At 64.6% G+C, this 16569-nt stretch carries 13 protein-coding genes; 9 read left to right on the top strand and 4 right to left on the bottom strand.

Annotated features, from left to right (window positions below):
- Positions 1–294: 294 nt before the first annotated feature.
- Complete coding sequence (locus tag AC1RJW_RS05620) at positions 295–2082, bottom strand: methyl-accepting chemotaxis protein (RefSeq protein WP_493044127.1); 1788 nt, start codon at positions 2080–2082, stop codon at positions 295–297.
- A gap of 340 nt (positions 2083–2422) precedes the next feature.
- Between AC1RJW_RS05620 and AC1RJW_RS05615 the strand changes: the two genes are divergently transcribed.
- The 7 genes from AC1RJW_RS05615 to AC1RJW_RS05585 all read left to right on the top strand — a co-directional run bounded on the left by AC1RJW_RS05615 (position 2423) and on the right by AC1RJW_RS05585 (position 10771).
- A complete protein-coding gene (locus tag AC1RJW_RS05615; RefSeq protein WP_493044126.1) occupies positions 2423–3358 on the top strand; it encodes a 5'-nucleotidase in 936 nt (311 codons plus the stop codon).
- A gap of 218 nt (positions 3359–3576) precedes the next feature.
- Positions 3577–7020, top strand: a complete 3444-nt coding sequence (mfd, locus tag AC1RJW_RS05610; protein WP_493044125.1) for a transcription-repair coupling factor — start codon at positions 3577–3579, stop codon at positions 7018–7020.
- Between the two features lie 55 nt (positions 7021–7075).
- Positions 7076–7918: a phosphoserine phosphatase SerB gene (gene serB, locus AC1RJW_RS05605; protein ID WP_493044212.1), complete on the top strand. Its 843-nt coding sequence runs from the start codon at positions 7076–7078 to the stop codon at positions 7916–7918.
- A gap of 91 nt (positions 7919–8009) precedes the next feature.
- The gene (locus AC1RJW_RS05600; RefSeq protein ID WP_493044124.1) at positions 8010–8738 is read left to right on the top strand and encodes a hypothetical protein; all 729 of its coding nucleotides are present in this window, start codon (positions 8010–8012) and stop codon (positions 8736–8738) included.
- Positions 8735–9664, top strand: a complete 930-nt coding sequence (locus AC1RJW_RS05595; RefSeq protein ID WP_493044123.1) for a TIGR04222 domain-containing membrane protein — start codon at positions 8735–8737, stop codon at positions 9662–9664. Before AC1RJW_RS05600 ends, AC1RJW_RS05595 begins: the two co-directional genes overlap by 4 nt.
- Position 9665: 1 nt before the next feature.
- A complete protein-coding gene (locus tag AC1RJW_RS05590; protein ID WP_493044122.1) occupies positions 9666–10508 on the top strand; it encodes an MbnB/TglH/ChrH family RiPP precursor modification enzyme in 843 nt (280 codons plus the stop codon).
- A complete protein-coding gene (locus tag AC1RJW_RS05585) occupies positions 10505–10771 on the top strand; it encodes a hypothetical protein (protein ID WP_493044121.1) in 267 nt (88 codons plus the stop codon). The genes AC1RJW_RS05590 and AC1RJW_RS05585 overlap by 4 nt, the downstream gene beginning before the upstream one ends.
- A 4-nt stretch (positions 10772–10775) precedes the next feature.
- Here AC1RJW_RS05585 and AC1RJW_RS05580 read toward each other — a convergent pair whose 3' ends face one another.
- Positions 10776–12644: a serine hydrolase domain-containing protein gene (locus AC1RJW_RS05580; protein WP_493044120.1), complete on the bottom strand. Its 1869-nt coding sequence runs from the start codon at positions 12642–12644 to the stop codon at positions 10776–10778.
- An 86-nt stretch (positions 12645–12730) separates the two neighbouring features.
- Between AC1RJW_RS05580 and AC1RJW_RS05575 the strand changes: the two genes are divergently transcribed.
- A complete protein-coding gene (locus tag AC1RJW_RS05575; RefSeq protein WP_326459713.1) occupies positions 12731–13093 on the top strand; it encodes a DUF4870 family protein in 363 nt (120 codons plus the stop codon).
- 18 nt (positions 13094–13111) lie between these two features.
- Here AC1RJW_RS05575 and AC1RJW_RS05570 read toward each other — a convergent pair whose 3' ends face one another.
- Positions 13112–14296: a cystathionine beta-lyase gene (locus AC1RJW_RS05570; protein WP_493044119.1), complete on the bottom strand. Its 1185-nt coding sequence runs from the start codon at positions 14294–14296 to the stop codon at positions 13112–13114.
- 216 nt (positions 14297–14512) lie between these two features.
- Between AC1RJW_RS05570 and AC1RJW_RS05565 the strand changes: the two genes are divergently transcribed.
- Positions 14513–15085 (top strand): PEP-CTERM sorting domain-containing protein, encoded by a 573-nt coding sequence (locus AC1RJW_RS05565; RefSeq protein WP_493044118.1) that lies wholly within the window; start codon positions 14513–14515, stop codon positions 15083–15085.
- A gap of 82 nt (positions 15086–15167) precedes the next feature.
- Here AC1RJW_RS05565 and rimO read toward each other — a convergent pair whose 3' ends face one another.
- Positions 15168–16523: a 30S ribosomal protein S12 methylthiotransferase RimO gene (rimO, locus tag AC1RJW_RS05560; RefSeq protein ID WP_493044211.1), complete on the bottom strand. Its 1356-nt coding sequence runs from the start codon at positions 16521–16523 to the stop codon at positions 15168–15170.
- Positions 16524–16569: the final 46 nt, after the last annotated feature.

The raw sequence follows: 16569 nt of genomic DNA, 5'->3' as shown, positions 1-16569 counted from the left end.
TGACGGCAATGGCTGCCGCCTGCCACGAATGGCTGGACGCAGCAGGCGGAGGGGTCAGCCGGGATGTGGCCGAGGCGGGAACAAGGGTGGTACGGCAGGCAGTGTGAGTTATCTCACAAGCAATGTCGCGTTAAGTTTTGAAAAGATTTGCTTAGATGACAAAACAGCTATTTTTATAACGCTGTTTTTTTAGTAAGTAGTAACCGCAGTACGGTCTCGCGCGCGCATGCAAAAACGGCCGCACAAGGCGGCCGTCCGGTCAGCGCCTGCTGGCGCCGTCAATCCGTCAATCCGTCAGAACACTTCCCACTCGTCGTCGCGCGGCGCGCTCTGGCGCTGGGACGGCACGGCGCGCAAGGCCGGGCGGCCTGCAGCGGGACGTGATACAGGGCGCGATGCCGGCCCCGGTGCCGGACGCTTCAAGGCGGCGCTGGCCGCCGCGCCACGCGGCGCGGCCGGCTTTGCGCTCGCGCTTGCGCGCGCGGCCGGCGCCTGTGCGCCATCGAGCTTGAAGACGCTGACCACCTGGGCCAGCTGGCCCGATTGCTCCTGCAAGGATTCGGCTGCAGCGGCCGCCTCTTCCACCAGGGCCGCGTTTTGCTGCGTCACCTGGTCCATCTGGCCGATGGCCTGGTTGATCTGGTCGATGCCCGAGCTTTGCTCCTGCGTCGCCAGGCTGATTTCCGCCATGATGTCCGTCACGCGCTGCACGCTGGCGACGATTTCGGCCATCGTGCTGCCCGCCTCGGCTACCAGCTTGCTGCCCGTGTCGACCGCCACCACGGAGTCGCCGATGAGCGTCTTGATTTCCTTGGCCGCCGCCGCCGAGCGCTGCGCCAGATTGCGCACCTCGGTGGCCACGACCGCAAAGCCGCGCCCCTGCTCGCCCGCACGCGCCGCCTCGACCGCCGCGTTCAGCGCCAGGATATTCGTCTGGAAGGCGATGCCGTCGATGACGGAAATGATGTCGACGATCTTGCGCGACGAGTCGTTGATGGCGTCCATGGTCTCGACCACCTTGCCCACCACGGCGCCGCCCTTCACGGCCACGCCCGAGGCGGAGAGCGCCAGCTGGTTGGCTTGCTGGGCGTTGTCGGCGTTCTGCCGCACGGTCGACGTCAGCTCTTCCATCGACGACGCCGTCTCTTCCAGCGAACTGGCCTGCTCTTCCGTGCGCGAGGACAGGTCCAGGTTGCCGCTGGCAATTTCCGACGAGGCCGTGGCAATCGTCTCCGTGCCGCCGCGCACCTGGCCGACGATGTTGACCAGGCTGGAATTCATGTCTTTCAGCGCCTGCAGCAGCTGGCCCGTTTCTTCCGTCGTGTGCACCTCGATATGGCTGGTCAAGTCACCCGAGGCCACCGTTTGCGCCACTTTCACGGCCGAATTGATCGGCTGCGTGATGGCCCGCGTGATGTAGGCGGCGCAGCCGATGCCCAGCGCGGAAGCCAGCAAGCCGAGGATGACCATCAGGCTTTCCGAACGGATCACGGCGGCGCTGCCTTCCTTCACGCTGGCATCGGCCACGCCGTTATTGAGCTTGATGATCTCGTTGAGCGTGGCTTCAGCCTTGCTGAACAGGCTGCGCGAATCCTGGTACTGCTTGTAGAACGCCACGAACAGCTCTTTCTGCCGCGGTTCGTCGCGGTTGTCGGCCAGCTGGCGCAGGATGGCGCGCACCTTGTCGTCATCGCCCTTCCAGGCCGCCCATTCCTCCAGGAAGCGCTTCCACAGCACGGCTTCCTCGGGGGTTTGCGGCAGCGGCTCGTACAGCTTGCGGCCTGCCTCGATATTGCTCCAGGCCTTGGTGCGCAGCTGCAGCGCTTCCGCGAACTTGTCCTGTGCCTGGTAATTGTTTTCATAGATGGCGGCCGTCAGGGTGGCGGCGGCGACGGCCGTCTGGCCCTCGTTCATCATCATCAGGCCCTGGATCGACGGCAGGCGCACCACGCCGATCTCATTGACGGCGGTCCCCACGGTGGCGATGCCCGTGTAGCCGCTGATGCCCACCACCAGCAAGGCCACCATCATCACGGCGACGAGCGTCGCCAGCTTCCATTTGATCAGTAAATTCTTAAACATGGCTAGGTCCTTTATAAAGTCACGACGACTGCTGGCGAGGTTGGGGCTGGCATGTTCGAGTAAAACAGCTGACACTTGTATAAAGGTGGCGGGGATAGGGCGTACGCTTCGTTACAATTGGCGAGATTTCATAATAGGAAGCATAGAGGAAAAATATGTTTCTGGCTGATACATACTTGATACAAAACAAGATTTATTTCTTTACTGTGGCGCGTGTTGCACAGCGGCCAGAAAAAATGGCCTGACGCCCCGCTTTGGTGCAAAAAATCCCCGCGTACCGGTATTGGCTACGCAGTTGATAGTCGTATAAGATGAGCAACAAGCAAACAACAGGCAGACCATGGCTTATCCTATCGAACACAAACTGGTGATCGGGGTCGCTTCCAGCGCCCTGTTCGACCTGGCCGAATCGCACCAGGTCTACCTCGACAACGGCCCCGAGGAGTACCGCAAGTACCAGGAAGCGCATATCGACACGGTTCTGCCGCGCGGCGTGGCCTTCCCCTTCATCCGCCGCTTCCTGAACATCAACAAGCACTATCCGCGCCAGTCGCCCGTGGAAGTGGTGCTGTTTTCGCGCAATTCGCCGGAAACGGGCTTGCGCGTGATGCATTCCATCGCCCACTACGGCCTGGATATCTCGCGCGCCGCCTTCATGACGGGCAAGTCGCCCTACCCTTACCTGCCCGCCTTCAACGCCTCGCTCTTTCTCAGCGCGAACGAGGACGACGTGCGCAGCGCGCTGGCCTGCAACTATCCGGCCGGCCTGGTGCTGCCGTCGCGCACGGAAGACGACGAAAATGACGAGGAACTGCGCGTGGCCTTCGATTTCGACGGCGTGATCGCCGACGACGAAGCGGAAACCGTGTTCAAGCGCAACAATGACGTCGATGAATTCCACGCCCATGAAACCCTGAACGTGGGCACGCCGCACCGCCCCGGCCCGCTGGCCGACCTGTTCCAGAAGCTGGCCACCATGCAGCGCCTGGAAGAAAAGGCGCAGCGGCGCGACCCCGGCTACAAAAAGATCCTGCGCATCGCCATCATCACGGCGCGCAACGCGCCCTCGCACGAGCGCGTCGTGACGACCCTGAAAAGCTGGGGCGTGGCGGCCGACGAAACGTTTTTCCTCGGCGGCATGGACAAATCGCGCGTGCTGTCCGTGTTCAAGCCGCATATCTTCTTCGACGACCAGTTGAGCCACCTCAAATCGGCGGGCGGCACGATACCCATGGTGCATGTCCCGTTCGGCATCGCCAATGTCCGCGCAGGATAAAACCTGCTGCGCGTCGCGCCTTGCGGCCTGCGATGCTCACCGTACTAGCGTACGGCTGCGCTTCTTGACCACAAATCGCTGCCGCTCGCGACGGTTTTCTCAAGCGCGGAGGTGCGGGCGATGGTCTATAATCTCGCCTGTCAGCGCCGTCACTGGCGGCGCGGCGCGCATCACAGCTGTCCCACTCAACTGCCTCTGCCACTAGTGTCATCGCCTGCATGTCCTTAGACTTAACAAAAGCCCTCCCCAAGCCCGGCAACCGCTACGCGCTGCCCGCCCTGTATGGTTCATCCGACGCCTATGCCCTGGCGCTGGCCGCTTTGGCCTTGAAAGCGCGGGGCCAGATGCTGGCCGTGGTGGTGGCGCAGGCCAGCGACGGCCAGCGTCTGCTCGATGAAATCCCCTGGTTTGGCGGCAAGGAACTGCGCTGCCATCTGCTGCCGGACTGGGAAACCCTGCCCTACGACGCCTTTTCGCCGCACCAGGACCTGGTCTCCGAGCGCCTGGCCACCCTGCACGAAATCCAGACGCGCCAGTGCGACGTGCTGATCGTGCCGGCCACCACGGCCCTGGTGCGCCTGGCCCCGCCGTCCTTCCTGGCCGCCTACACCTTCTTCTTCAAGAAGGGTGAAACGCTCGACGAGGCGCGCCTGAAGTCGCAGCTGACCCTGGCCGGCTACAGCCATGTGTCGCAAGTGATGTCACCCGGCGAATACTCGGTGCGCGGCGGCCTGCTCGACCTGTTCCCCATGGGGTCGGCGCTGCCCTACCGGCTCGACCTGTTCGGCGACACCATCGAAACCATCCGCACTTTCGACGCCGACACCCAGCGCTCGCTGTATCCCGTGCACGAAGTGCGGCTGCTGCCGGGCCGCGAATTCCCCATGGACGAAGCGGCGCGCACCACCTTCCGCAACCGCTGGCGCGAACAGTTCGAGGGCGACCCGTCGCGCTCCGTCGTCTACAAGGACATCAGCAGCGGCATCGCCTCGGCCGGCATCGAATATTATTTACCGCTGTTCTTCGAGCAGACGGCCACCCTGTTCGACTACCTGCCGCCCGACGCCTCGCTGGCCCTGGTGGGCGAAATCGACTCTGCCATCGGCCGCTTCTGGACAGATACCCAGTCGCGCTACCGCTTTTTGAAGGCCGACCGCGAGCGGCCTATCTTGCCGCCCGAAGCGCTGTTCCTGTCCGACGAGCAGTTCTTCGGCCTGGCCAAGCCCTACCCGCGCCTGGCGATCGCGAAGTCGAACGATGCGCTGGCGTCCGAACTGTCGGCGCCGATTCCGAACATCGCCGTCAACCGCCGCGCCGACGACCCGCTGGCCAACCTGCGCAGCTACCTGCTGCAAGCGGGCCGCCGCGTGATGATCTGCGCCGAATCGAACGGCCGCCGCGAAACCCTGCAGCAGTACTTCACCGAATATGACCTGCACCTGACGCCCGTGGAAGGCAGCGACGGTTTCCTGCAGTCTGACGCCAAGCTGATGCTGGGCGTGGCGCCGCTGCACGCGGGCTTTGAACTCTTCACGCCGGATGGCAACCTGGCCTTCATCACCGAGACGGAGCTGTATGCCGGTTCCGGCCGCCGCGTCGGCACGAAAAAACAGGAAGGCGTGACGCAGGTCGAGTCGATGGTGCGCGACCTGTCCGAGCTGAAAATCGGCGACCCCGTGGTGCACATCAACCACGGCATCGGGCGCTACATGGGCCTGACCAGCATGGACCTGGGCGAAGGCGAGACGGAATTCCTGCACCTCGAATACGCGAAGGACACCAAGCTGTACGTGCCCGTGTCGCAGCTGCACGTCATTTCCCGCTATTCGGGCGCCTCGCCGGAAGACGCGCCGCTGCACTCGCTCGGCTCGGGCCAGTGGGAAAAAGCGAAAAAACGCGCGGCCGAACAGGTGCGCGACACAGCCGCCGAGCTGCTCAACCTGTACGCGCGCCGCGCACTGCGCCAGGGCCACTCGTTCGAATTCTCGTCGCACGACTACCAGCGCTTCGCCGACAGCTTCGGCTTCGACGAGACGCCGGACCAGGCCGAGGCCATCCACAACGTCATCAAGGACATGACGTCCGGTAAACCGATGGACCGCCTCGTGTGCGGCGACGTCGGCTTCGGCAAGACGGAAGTAGCCTTGCGCGCCGCCTTCATCGCCGTCATGGGCGGCAAGCAGGTGGCGATACTGGCGCCCACCACCCTGCTGGCCGAACAACACGCGCAAACCTTCGCCGACCGCTTCGCCGACTGGCCCGTGCGCATCGCCGAGCTGTCGCGCTTCCGCACCGGCAAGGAGATCACGCAGGCGTTCAAGGGCATGGCCGACGGCACCATCGACATCGTCATCGGCACGCACAAGCTGCTGTCCGATGACGTGAAGTTTACCCGTCTGGGCCTGGTCATCATTGACGAAGAACACAGGTTCGGCGTGCGTCAGAAGGAAGCATTGAAGGCCTTGCGCGCGGAAGTGGACGTGCTGACCCTGACGGCCACGCCGATTCCCCGCACCCTGGGCATGGCGCTGGAAGGCTTGCGCGACTTTTCCATCATCGCCACGGCGCCGCAAAAGCGCCTGGCCATCAAGACTTTTGTCCGCAGCGAGGGCGAAGCCATCATCCGCGAAGCATGTTTGCGCGAACTCAAACGCGGTGGCCAGATCTACTTCCTGCACAACGAGGTGGAAACCATCCAGAACCGCCTGGCCATGCTGACGGAACTGCTGCCCGAGGCGCGCATCGCCGTGGCGCACGGCCAGATGCACGAGCGCGACCTGGAAAAGGTCATGCGCGACTTCGTCGCCCAGCGCTTCAATATTCTGCTGTGCACGACGATCATTGAAACCGGCATCGACGTGCCGACGGCGAACACCATCATCATGCACCGCGCCGACAAGTTCGGCCTGGCGCAGCTGCACCAGCTGCGCGGCCGCGTGGGCCGCTCGCATCACCAGGCCTACGCCTACCTGCTGGTGCACGACGTGCAGGGCCTGACGAAACTGGCGCAGCGCCGCCTGGACGCCATCCAGCAGATGGAAGAGCTGGGCAGCGGCTTTTACCTGGCCATGCACGACCTGGAAATCCGCGGCGCCGGCGAGGTGCTGGGCGAGAGCCAGTCGGGCGAGATGACGGAAATCGGCTTCCAGCTGTATTCGGACATGCTCAACGAAGCCGTGCGCTCGCTGAAGGCCGGCAAGGAGCCGGACCTGGCCGCGCCGCTGGCCTCGACCACTGAGATCAACCTGCACGTGCCGGCCCTGCTGCCGGCGGACTTCTGCGGCGACGTGCACGAGCGCCTGTCGATCTACAAGCGCCTGGCCAACTGCGCCACGCAAGAGAAGATCGACGATATCCAGGAAGAGCTGATCGACCGCTTCGGCAAGCTGCCCGACGCCGTCAAGGCCTTGGTCGAGACGCACCGCCTGCGCATCGCGGCAAAAACCGTGGGCATCGTCAAGATCGACGTGCATGGCGAGGCGGCCACCCTGCAATTCATGGCCAAGCCGCCCATCGACCCGATGCGCATCATCGACTTGATCCAGAAAAACCGCCATATCAAGCTGCATGGCCAGGACAAGCTGAAAATCACGGCCGCCATGCCGGACCTGGCCGCGCGCGTGACGCAGATCAAGACCACCATCAAGCAATTGACGGTGTAGACCATTTCGACCATTTATGCAGGACTGCCCCATGACCAATACCAAGACCATCACCATGAACCTGATCCTGCAGGGTCTGGACGGCGACAGCGCCCGCCTCGAACGCATCGCCGCGCTGGCCGCGCCCACGTCCGTCACGCGCCTCGGTCCGAACGCCGTGCGCTGCGAGCAGATCGCCTATTCGCCCGCGCTGCGCCCCACCATCGAAGTGGCGGCCCAGGCGGCGCAGCTGGACGCCACCTACATGATGGGTCAGCGCGAACTCGCCGAATTCAAGCTGGTGGCGATGGACATGGATTCGACCCTGATCACCATCGAGTGCATCGATGAAATCGCCGACATGCAGGGCCTCAAACCGCAGGTGGCGGCCATCACGGAAGCGGCGATGCGGGGCGAACTCGATTTCGCGGCCAGCCTGAAGCAGCGCGTGGCCCTGCTCGAAGGCCTCGATGCATCGGCCCTGCAGCGCGTCTACGACGAGCGCCTGAAGCTGTCGCCGGGCGCGGAAAGCATGCTGGCGGCCGTGCGCAAGGCCGGCCTGAAGACCCTGCTGGTGTCGGGCGGCTTTACCTTCTTCACTGAGCGCCTGAAAGAGCGCCTGGGCCTCGACTACACGCACGCGAACGAACTGGAAATCGTCGACGGCAAGCTGACCGGCAAGGTCATTGGCGGCATCGTCGACGCCGAGGAAAAGCAGCGCACGGTGGAACGCGTATGCGCGCAGATGGGGATTGCGCCAGCGCAAGCCATCGTCATGGGCGACGGCGCCAACGACTTGAAAATGATGGGCATCGCCGGCCTGTCCGTGGCTTTCCGCGCCAAGCCCGTGGTGCGCTCGCAGGCCGACGTGGCGCTGAACTTCGTGGGACTCGATGGCTTGCTCAACGTCCTGACCTGAGTTGGCGCCAGGCGGTGCGCGCACGGTTGCATAAGTTTGCTATATTGCAAACTTATGCGCATCCCTCCAGCCCACCGTGAAAGAACACCGCATGCCGCCACCGCTGCCAGAAGAAATACAACGCCACCTGGATGTGTTCGTCGCCGCCGCGCAAACGGCCTTCGGCGCTGACCTGGCCGCCGCCGTGCTGTTTGGCTCGGCCGCCGATAGCCAGTTGCGCGCCACGTCCGACGTCAACCTGCTGTTGCTGCTCAAGCGCTTCACGCCGCAGGCGGCCGACGCGCTGCGCGGGCCCTTGCGCCTGGCGCACGCCGCCATCGACTTGCAGGTGATGTTCCTGCTCGAAAGCGAATTGGCGCAGGCCGCCGACGCTTTCGCCGTCAAATTCGCCGACATCATCGCGCGCCACCGGGTCCTGCTGGGCAATGACCCTTTCGCCAGCCTGCACACCAGCCGCGATGCCGTGCTGCGCCGGCTGCGGCAAGTGCTGCTGAACCAGCAGGTGCGCATGCGCGAACGGTATATGCTCTTGAGCCTGAATGAAGAACAGCTGGCCGGCGCCATCGCCGACGCAGCCGGTCCCCTGCGCTCGGCCGCCGCCTCGCTGGCGCAGCTGGAGGGCAAGTCTGCGCTGTCCGGCAAGCAGGCGCTCGAAGCGTTTGTCGACCAGCTGGGCGAACCGGCCCTGCACACCGCCCTGCAAGCCATGTCGGCGGCGCGCGAAACGGCGCGCCTGGCGCCGGGGCAGGCCCTGCCCGCCTTCACAAGCCTGATGACGATTACCGAACGCCTGCGCGAGCACGCGGAGACCATGCGGTGAGCGGTCTCAATCCCTTTGACTGGAGCGGGCCGTGGTTCCTGCTGGCCTACCTGATCTTCGGCGCGCTCGTGTACTACGGCGTGCGCGAGCTGCTGATCCGCCAGGAAGTGCGCAATCCGCACGCCCAGCTGTCGCTCGCCGACGATCCCTACCGCATCGCCTTCTTGCGCGGCGGCGCCCTCGAAGCCGTGAAGATCGCCGCCATCGTGCTGGTCGACCGCGGCTTGCTGCGCGCCGACGGCCCGCTGCTGGAAACGGCCAGCGCCGACAGCCTGCGCTTCGCCAGCCATGACATCGAACGCGACGTGCTGCGGCTGTACCTGGGGCGCCAGGGCCACAGCAGGGAACTGGCCGTGCAGGCCGGGATGCTGCCCTCGTGCCGCGCCTACCAGGAAACCTTGACGCAGCAGGAGTTGCTGGTCGGCCCGCCGCTGCTGCGCCGGCGCGAACGCATCACCTGGGCCGCGCACTGGCTGCTGGTGACGGTGGCCGGCGTCAAGGCCGTCATCGCCATCAGCCGCCAGCACTACAACCTGCTGTTCCTGGCAGTCCTGCTGGCGATTTTTCTCCTCATGCTGCGCGGCTTGCGCACCCGGGCGACCAGCTGGAGCGCGCAGCGCCTGCTGACCGACTTGCGCATGCTGTTTGGCCGGCTGAACATGCGCTCGGCGCGCCTGCAGGCGGGCACCAGCAGCGCGGACATGGCACTGCTGGCCGCCATCTTCGGCATCGGCGCCCTGCCCTTGTCCGTGTACGCGTATGTCGCCGAGCTGTACCCGGCGCCCCGGCACAGCTCGGGCGGCGACTCGTCGTCCGGCGGCACGGGCGACTCGGGCGGCTCTTCATCGGGCGGCGGCGATGGCGGCGGTGATGGCGGCGGCAGCGGCTGCGGCGGTTGCGGCGGTGGCGGCGGCTGTGGCAGTTAATATGGGGGCAACATGCGACCGCGTCGGGCTGGGCTGGCGCGGCGAACTGGCCGCCGGCATCCTGTCCAACCTGGCGCGGATCGACGTGCTGGAAGTGATCGCCGACGATTATTACCATGCCCCGCGCGCCGGCATCGCCGCCCTGCGCAGCCTGGCGCGTCAGGTGCCGGTCAGCCTGCACGGCGTTGGCATGGGGCTGGCCTCGACGATACCCGCCGACCCGCGCCGCCTGCACGCGATGGCGCGCCTGATGAAGGAGGTGCAGGCGGAATCGTGGTCCGAGCACCTGAGCTTTGTGCGCGCCGGCGGCATCGAAATCGGCCACCTGGCGGCGCCGCCGCGTACGCCGCATAGCGCCGCCGGCGCCGGCGCCAATATCGCGCTGGCCACGCGCATCGTCGGCAGCGCGCCGCTGATGGAAAACATCGCCACCCTGGTGCAGCCGCCGGCCAGCACGCTGGACGAAGCGGAATGGCTGGCGCGCATCCTTGACGGCGCGCAAGTGCCGCTGCTGCTGGACCTGCATAATCTGTATGCGAATGCCGTCAATGCCGGCGAGTCGCCGGAGGCACTGCTGCTGCGCCTGCCCCTGGCCAGGGTGGGCGCCGTGCACCTGAGCGGCGGCCGCTGGATAGCTGCGCCGGACGGCGGCCAGCGGCTGCTGGACGACCATCTGCACGACGTGCCGCCCGCCGTCTTCGCTTTATTGACCCAGCTGGCGCGCCATACGCCCCAGCCGTTGACGGTGATCGTCGAACGCGACGGCAATTACCCGTCGTTCGAGCACGTGCTGGGCCAGCTGGAACTGGCGCGCGCTGCCTTGCGCGCAGGGCGCAGCGCATGAGCTCTCCCGCACTGGAAACCTATCTGGCCAGGCTGTACACGGACGACGCCGTGCGTGCTGCCTTCCTGCTCGCGCCCCGCGCGCAAGCCTTGCTGCACGGCTTGTCGCCGCAGGAAGCGGACGCGATGGCGGCGATGGACCGCGTCGGCCTGCAGATGGCGGCGGCCAGCTATCGCGCCAAGCGGGCCGGGCGCACCGAAACCGGCGCACGGACTACGCCGGCGCCACGCTGGTGGCGCCGGCTGCTGGTTACCTGGACCTGACCGCCTACATCTGCCACAGCCGTAGCGGCAGCAAACCCCACCAGGCCAGCACCAGCAGCAGTTGCAGGGCCGCCAGCAAGGCCACCCAGTCCCATTTCGCCCACGAGCCCGCCTCGGCTAGCGTGCCGCGGCTGCGCCAGCAGCGGGCCAGGCCGAACGCCGTGGCCAGCGGCAGCGCGCCCGTGACCAGCGCCAGCAGCACGCTGGCCACGGTAACGTCGCCCAGGCGCAGGTAGGACTGGAAATAGAAAAACGGCAGCGGCAAGAGCAGCGCCAGCAGCGACAGCAAGGGCGCGAACAGATGGTCGCCCCGCCCCAGCCTGCGCAGCGCGGCGCGCCAGACGCCCACCACCAGCACGTGCAGCAAACCGGCGGCACCCAGGGCCAGGCTGCCCCACAGCACCAGCATGCGCAGCATCGACGCGCGCTCATAACTGCGCAAGCCGTCGCTGAGCACATGCTTGCCATCTTCCTGCATCAGCACATGCGACGCGGTGCTGCGGTCGCTGGCGCGGAACAGCAAGCCGCCCACCGGTTCCAGCTCCTTCGGTTCGCCCTGGAACGGGATCAGGAACAGCGATTCGCCATCCCATTTGACGCGCGTAAAGCCGAAGACGGCATCGACCCAGGCCATGCTGGCCATGGCGCTGGGCGACGGCACGTAGACGCCCTGCCAGTTTTCCACCGTGGGCGCGGGCGTGCCCTGCGGGGCCGGCGCGCGCAGCGGCAGTTCCAGGTCGCGCAGCAGCAGGCGGTTGAAGCGTTCATAGTCGGCCCGCTCCGCATCCGTGTTGAAGGCCACGAAGAAGGCGCTGTCCTGCTCCGGATAGATGCACAGCATGGCGCGGAAACCCACGGCCGTGCCAGGGTGGCAGGCGCCCACCACATTGTGGCGGTCGCGCACGGCCAGCGCCAGGCCGTGGCCCGTCGCCAGGCCCGCCTGCGCCGCATCGGTGCCGGCCGGTTCGGACAAGGCGCCCATCAGGGCCAGGTCGATGAACTGCGTACCCTGCAGCTTGCCGTCGCCCATCAGGAACTGCGCCAGCTTGCCCATGTCGGCCGCCGTGGTGGTAAATTGCGCGGCCGGACGCAGATACTGGGGCACGGCCGGCTGCGCCACGCCATGCTCGAAATAACCCATGGCCAGGCGCGGGTCCGCCTGCGCGCCTGTCTGGCTGACAAAAGCAAACGTGCTGTCCGCCATGCCCAGCGGCTGCAGCAGTTGCGCGTCGAGGTAGCGTTCATACGGCTGGCCCGTGACTCGCTCGATCACCATGCCCAGCAAGCCATAGCCCATGTTCGAGTAGGCGTAGCGGCTGCCGGGCCGCGTGCGCACGCGCAGCAGATTGCCGCCGCCGTCAAAAGCGGCGGCCAACGGCGTGTCCGGCGCCGGTTTCAGGCTGAATGCCTGCCAGAAGCGCACATTATCGAGGCCGGCCGTATGCGCCAGCAGGTGGCGGATGCGCACGGGATCGCTGGCCAGCCACGGGTTTCTCAGCGCCAGCTCGGGCAGTACCTGCTGCAGGGGCGTGTCGAGCGTGAGCTTGTCTTCGCTGATCAGGCGCAAGACGCCCAGCGCCAGCGCCACCTTGCCCACGGAGCCCACCTGCATGCGCGTATCGGCCTGCATGGGTACTTGCCTGGCGGCATCGCGCAAGCCGGACGCGCCGACTTTGACTGTGCCATCGGGCAAGATTTCGCTCCAGACGGCGCCCGCCAGGCCCTCTTCCTTCAAGCCGGCGGCAAACTCCGCCTCCAGGGTGGGGCCGGCGGCGTGCGCCGCCGTGGCGCAGCACAGCAGCAAGGCCGGCACGGCGCGCCGCAGCCATGAGCTGGCGCGCGCGGCCAGGGTGGGATATTGATTTCGTTTCAACAATGTATTCTGCCTTTTTCCATGGACTGCGCTGCCTCGCCGCTTTGCTTGTTACAATTAAAAATTGCGCAACGACGGGAGCCTTCATGTCACAAGATATTATTTTGGATACCCAACTCCAGCAGACCAAAAACCTGGCCTGGTGGTTATACCTGATACATGGCGCCAGCTTCGTGTTTTCGCTGGGCGCGTTTTCCTTCATTCCGCTCATCATCAATTATGTGAAGCGGGATGAGGCGGCCGGGACCTTCGTGTACAGCCATCACAGCTGGATGATCCGTTCCTTCTGGTGGTATGTGGCCTGGATCGTCGTCGGCGCCATCCTGTGGATCACGCTGATCGGCATTCCGCTGGCCTTCGTCGTGTGGGGCGTGGCCTGGCTGTGGAAGGCTTACCGCCTGCTGCGCGGCTTCCTCGACCTGAACAACAACAAGCCCGTGCCCATGTAAAAGGTGCTTCGCGGCAAGCTAACGGCTTGCCGCTTCCTGCATCGCCGCGAACGCCCGTTCGATATCGGCGATCAGATCCTGCGGATCTTCCAGCCCCACGTTCAGCCGCACCAGCTGGCCCGGCAACTGCCAGCCCTTGCGCATGGCGGCGATACGGTACGGCATCACCAGGCTGTTCGCGCCGCCCCAGCTGTAGCCAATCTTGAACAACTGCAAGGCATCGACGAAACGGTCCGTCTGCGCCTCCGTGTAGCGCGCGTCGAACAGCACGGAAAACAGGCCGCCCGCCCCCGTGAAATCGCGCTGCCAGATGGCGTGGCCCGGGCAATCGGCGAAAGCCGGATGCAGCACCGTGGCGATCTCCGGGCGCCCCTTGAGCCAGGCGGCCACCGTGCGCGCGCCCCTGTCGTGGGCATCGAAGCGCAGCTTCATGGTGGGCAAGCCGCGCAGCACCAGGTAGGCGTCGTCCGCGCCCACGCCCATGCCCAGACGCATGTGCGCCTGCGCCAGGCGGTCGTGCAGCGCCCGCTCACGCGTGATCAGGGCGCCCATCAACACATCCGAGCCGCCCGACTGGTATTTCGTCAGCGCCTGCATGATGATGTCCACGCCCAGGTCGAAGCCGCGCAGGGCCAGGCCCGCCGACCAGGTGTTGTCCAAAGCGACGAGCACGCCGCGCGCATGGGCTGCCGCGCAGATGGCGGGCAAGTCCGGCACTTCCATCGTCACGGAACCCGGTGCTTCCGTCCAGATGAGCTTGGTATTCTCCTGGATCAAGGCGGCAATGCCGGCGCCGATGAGCGGATCGTAATAGCGCGCCGTGATGCCGAAATCCTGCGCCAGCCAGCGTCCCAGCTCGCGGTTCGGGTTGTAGATGTTTTCCGGCAATAACACGTCGTCGCCCGTCTTCAGCAGGGCGAAATCCGCCATGGCGATGGCCGCCAGGCCCGACGGCGCCAGCAGGCAGTGCGTGCCCCCTTCGATCCCGGCCAGCCGCGCTTCCAGGGTGAACGTGGTGGGCGTGCCGTGCAAGCCGTAGGTATAGGCGTTCTTCTCTTTCCAGTCGCCCGAGCGCATGGCCGCCACATCCTTGAACAGCACGGTCGAGGCATGGTGGATGGCGTTGGGAAACGCGGCAAAGCCTTGCGGCGCCTGGTAATCGCTGTGGATCAGCGCCGTCTGGGGGGATTTGATTAGGGTCATGGCGTTGTCGGATAAATGCGTGGGTAAAGGCGGACCGCATGTTGCAGGTCCGCCCCGATTGTAAGGGCTTTGCTCAAGAACTGCCGTACGACTGGCCACCGGGCGCCTGGCGCACGGCGGAATCAATTTGATATTTTTTTGTCATTTATCATGTATTATTTGGATGCTTTATTTTTAATCTTTTAATTTTATACACTCCATCGAGAGGAATATCCCATGTTGAAAAAAATATTGCTGGCTTCCGCCCTGGCTGCGGCCACGACGACGGCGCTGGCGGCTCCGTCCGTGCCTTATCTGATCAATTTTTCCTATACCGGCTTCTATGATGACTTGAACGGCGGCGCATGGAATCCCGATCTGCGGCTGGAAGGTAGCTTTAGCGCCAACAATATCAATGGCGACAATGTGATCACGAAAAACGAAACCTACAACCTGATATTCAATGGGAAGAACTATTACAGCAGTTGCAATAATGGCAATATCTACATGCGCTGCGGAGTCAATGCGCTGGAATATTCGGCTGAAGGCGGCCTGAAGATCTCAGCCTATTTCGAAGGCAGCTATCCCGATGAAACCTATTTTGGCACGCTGAAGACGGGTGACTCGTTCGCCTACACCTATTACCATCCTTTCGATCCCCGCTCGACCAGCATCAGCGTCCGCTGGTCGCCCGACACCAAGCTTACCATCAGCCCCGTGCTGGTGCCCGTACCGGAACCTGAAACCTACGCCATGCTGCTGCTGGGCCTGGCCGGCATCGGCTTGATGCGGCGCCGCCGCGCAATCTGAGGCGTGCAAAAAAAAGGGAGCGCCAACTGGCACTCCCTCTTCTCGGAACAGCATCGATGCCGCTTGCGCGGCCATGTCAGCGTTACTCTGCGGCCCCCCACAGGTCGTGCGCGTCCGCGGAAGTAATTTTTACGTCGACGAACTGGCCCACCGCCAGCTTGCGGTGCGGCTCGAACGGCGGTTTCACATACACGACGCCGTCGATTTCCGGCGCATCGGCGCTGGAACGGCCCACGCCGCCCGAGCGGGTGACTTCATCGATGAGCACGCGCACGGTCTTGCCGACCTTGGCCTGCAGGCGTTTCTTGGAAATTTCTTCCTGCAGCAGCATCACGCGGCCACGGCGCTCTTCGCGCAGCTCTTCCGGCACGGGATTGGCGATGGCATTGGCCGTTGCGCCTTCGACGGGCGAATACGCGAAGCAGCCGAGGCGGTCGATCTGCGCTTCCTTGAGGAAATCGAGCAAGTACTCGAATTCCGCTTCCGTTTCGCCAGGGAAACCGGCGATGAAGGTCGAGCGGATGGTCAGGTCCGGGTTGATGGCGCGCCAGGCCTGGATGCGGTCGAGGTTTTTCTCGCCGCTGGCCGGGCGCTTCATGCGTTTCAATACGTCAGGATGCGCATGCTGCATCGGAATGTCGAGGTAAGGCAGGATGTGGCCGCCGCTCATCATCGGGATGATCTGGTCCACGTGCGGGTAAGGGTACACGTAATGCAGGCGCACCCAGGCGCCGTAGGACTTGGCCAGCTCGCCCAGCGCTTCCGTCAGCTGCGTCATATGGGTTTTCAAGGGACGGCCATTCCAGAAGCCGGAACGGAATTTCACGTCCACGCCATACGCCGAGGTATCTTGCGAAATCACCAGCAATTCCTTGACGCCGGCCTTGAACAGGTTTTCCGCTTCGATCATCAATTCGCCGATCGGGCGCGAGACGAGGTCGCCGCGCATCGACGGGATGATGCAGAAACTGCAACGGTGGTTGCAGCCTTCGGAAATTTTCAGGTAGGCATAATGCTTCGGCGTCAGCTTGACGCCTTGCGGCGGCACCAGGTCGAGGAACGGCGCATGCGGTTTCGGCAGGTGAAAATGGACGGAATCCATCACTTCGGCCAGCGCGTGCGGGCCCGTGACGGACAGCACTTTCGGGTGCACCTTCATGATGATGTCGTCGCCGGCAGCATCTTTCTTGGCGCCCAGGCAGCCGGTGACGATGACCTTGCCGTTTTCAGCCAGCGCTTCGCCGATGGCGTCGAGCGACTCTTGCACGGCAGCATCGATAAAACCGCAGGTATTGACGATCACCAGATCGGCGCCAGCGTAGGATTTCGCCGTTTCGTAGCCTTCGGCGCGCAGTTGGGTCAGGATTTGTTCGGAGTCGACCAGCGCTTTCGGGCAGCCGAGCGAGACAAAGCCCACTTTCGGCGCCGCACCTGGCATGGCCTGCATGGCCTCGGGCTGGGCGGAAGGAACGGGAATACGGTGA

Source organism: Janthinobacterium sp. GW822-FHT07A03 (genome assembly GCF_058798815.1).
Note: the sequence above shows the minus strand (reverse complement) of the source record. Positions and strands in the feature narration are given on the sequence as shown.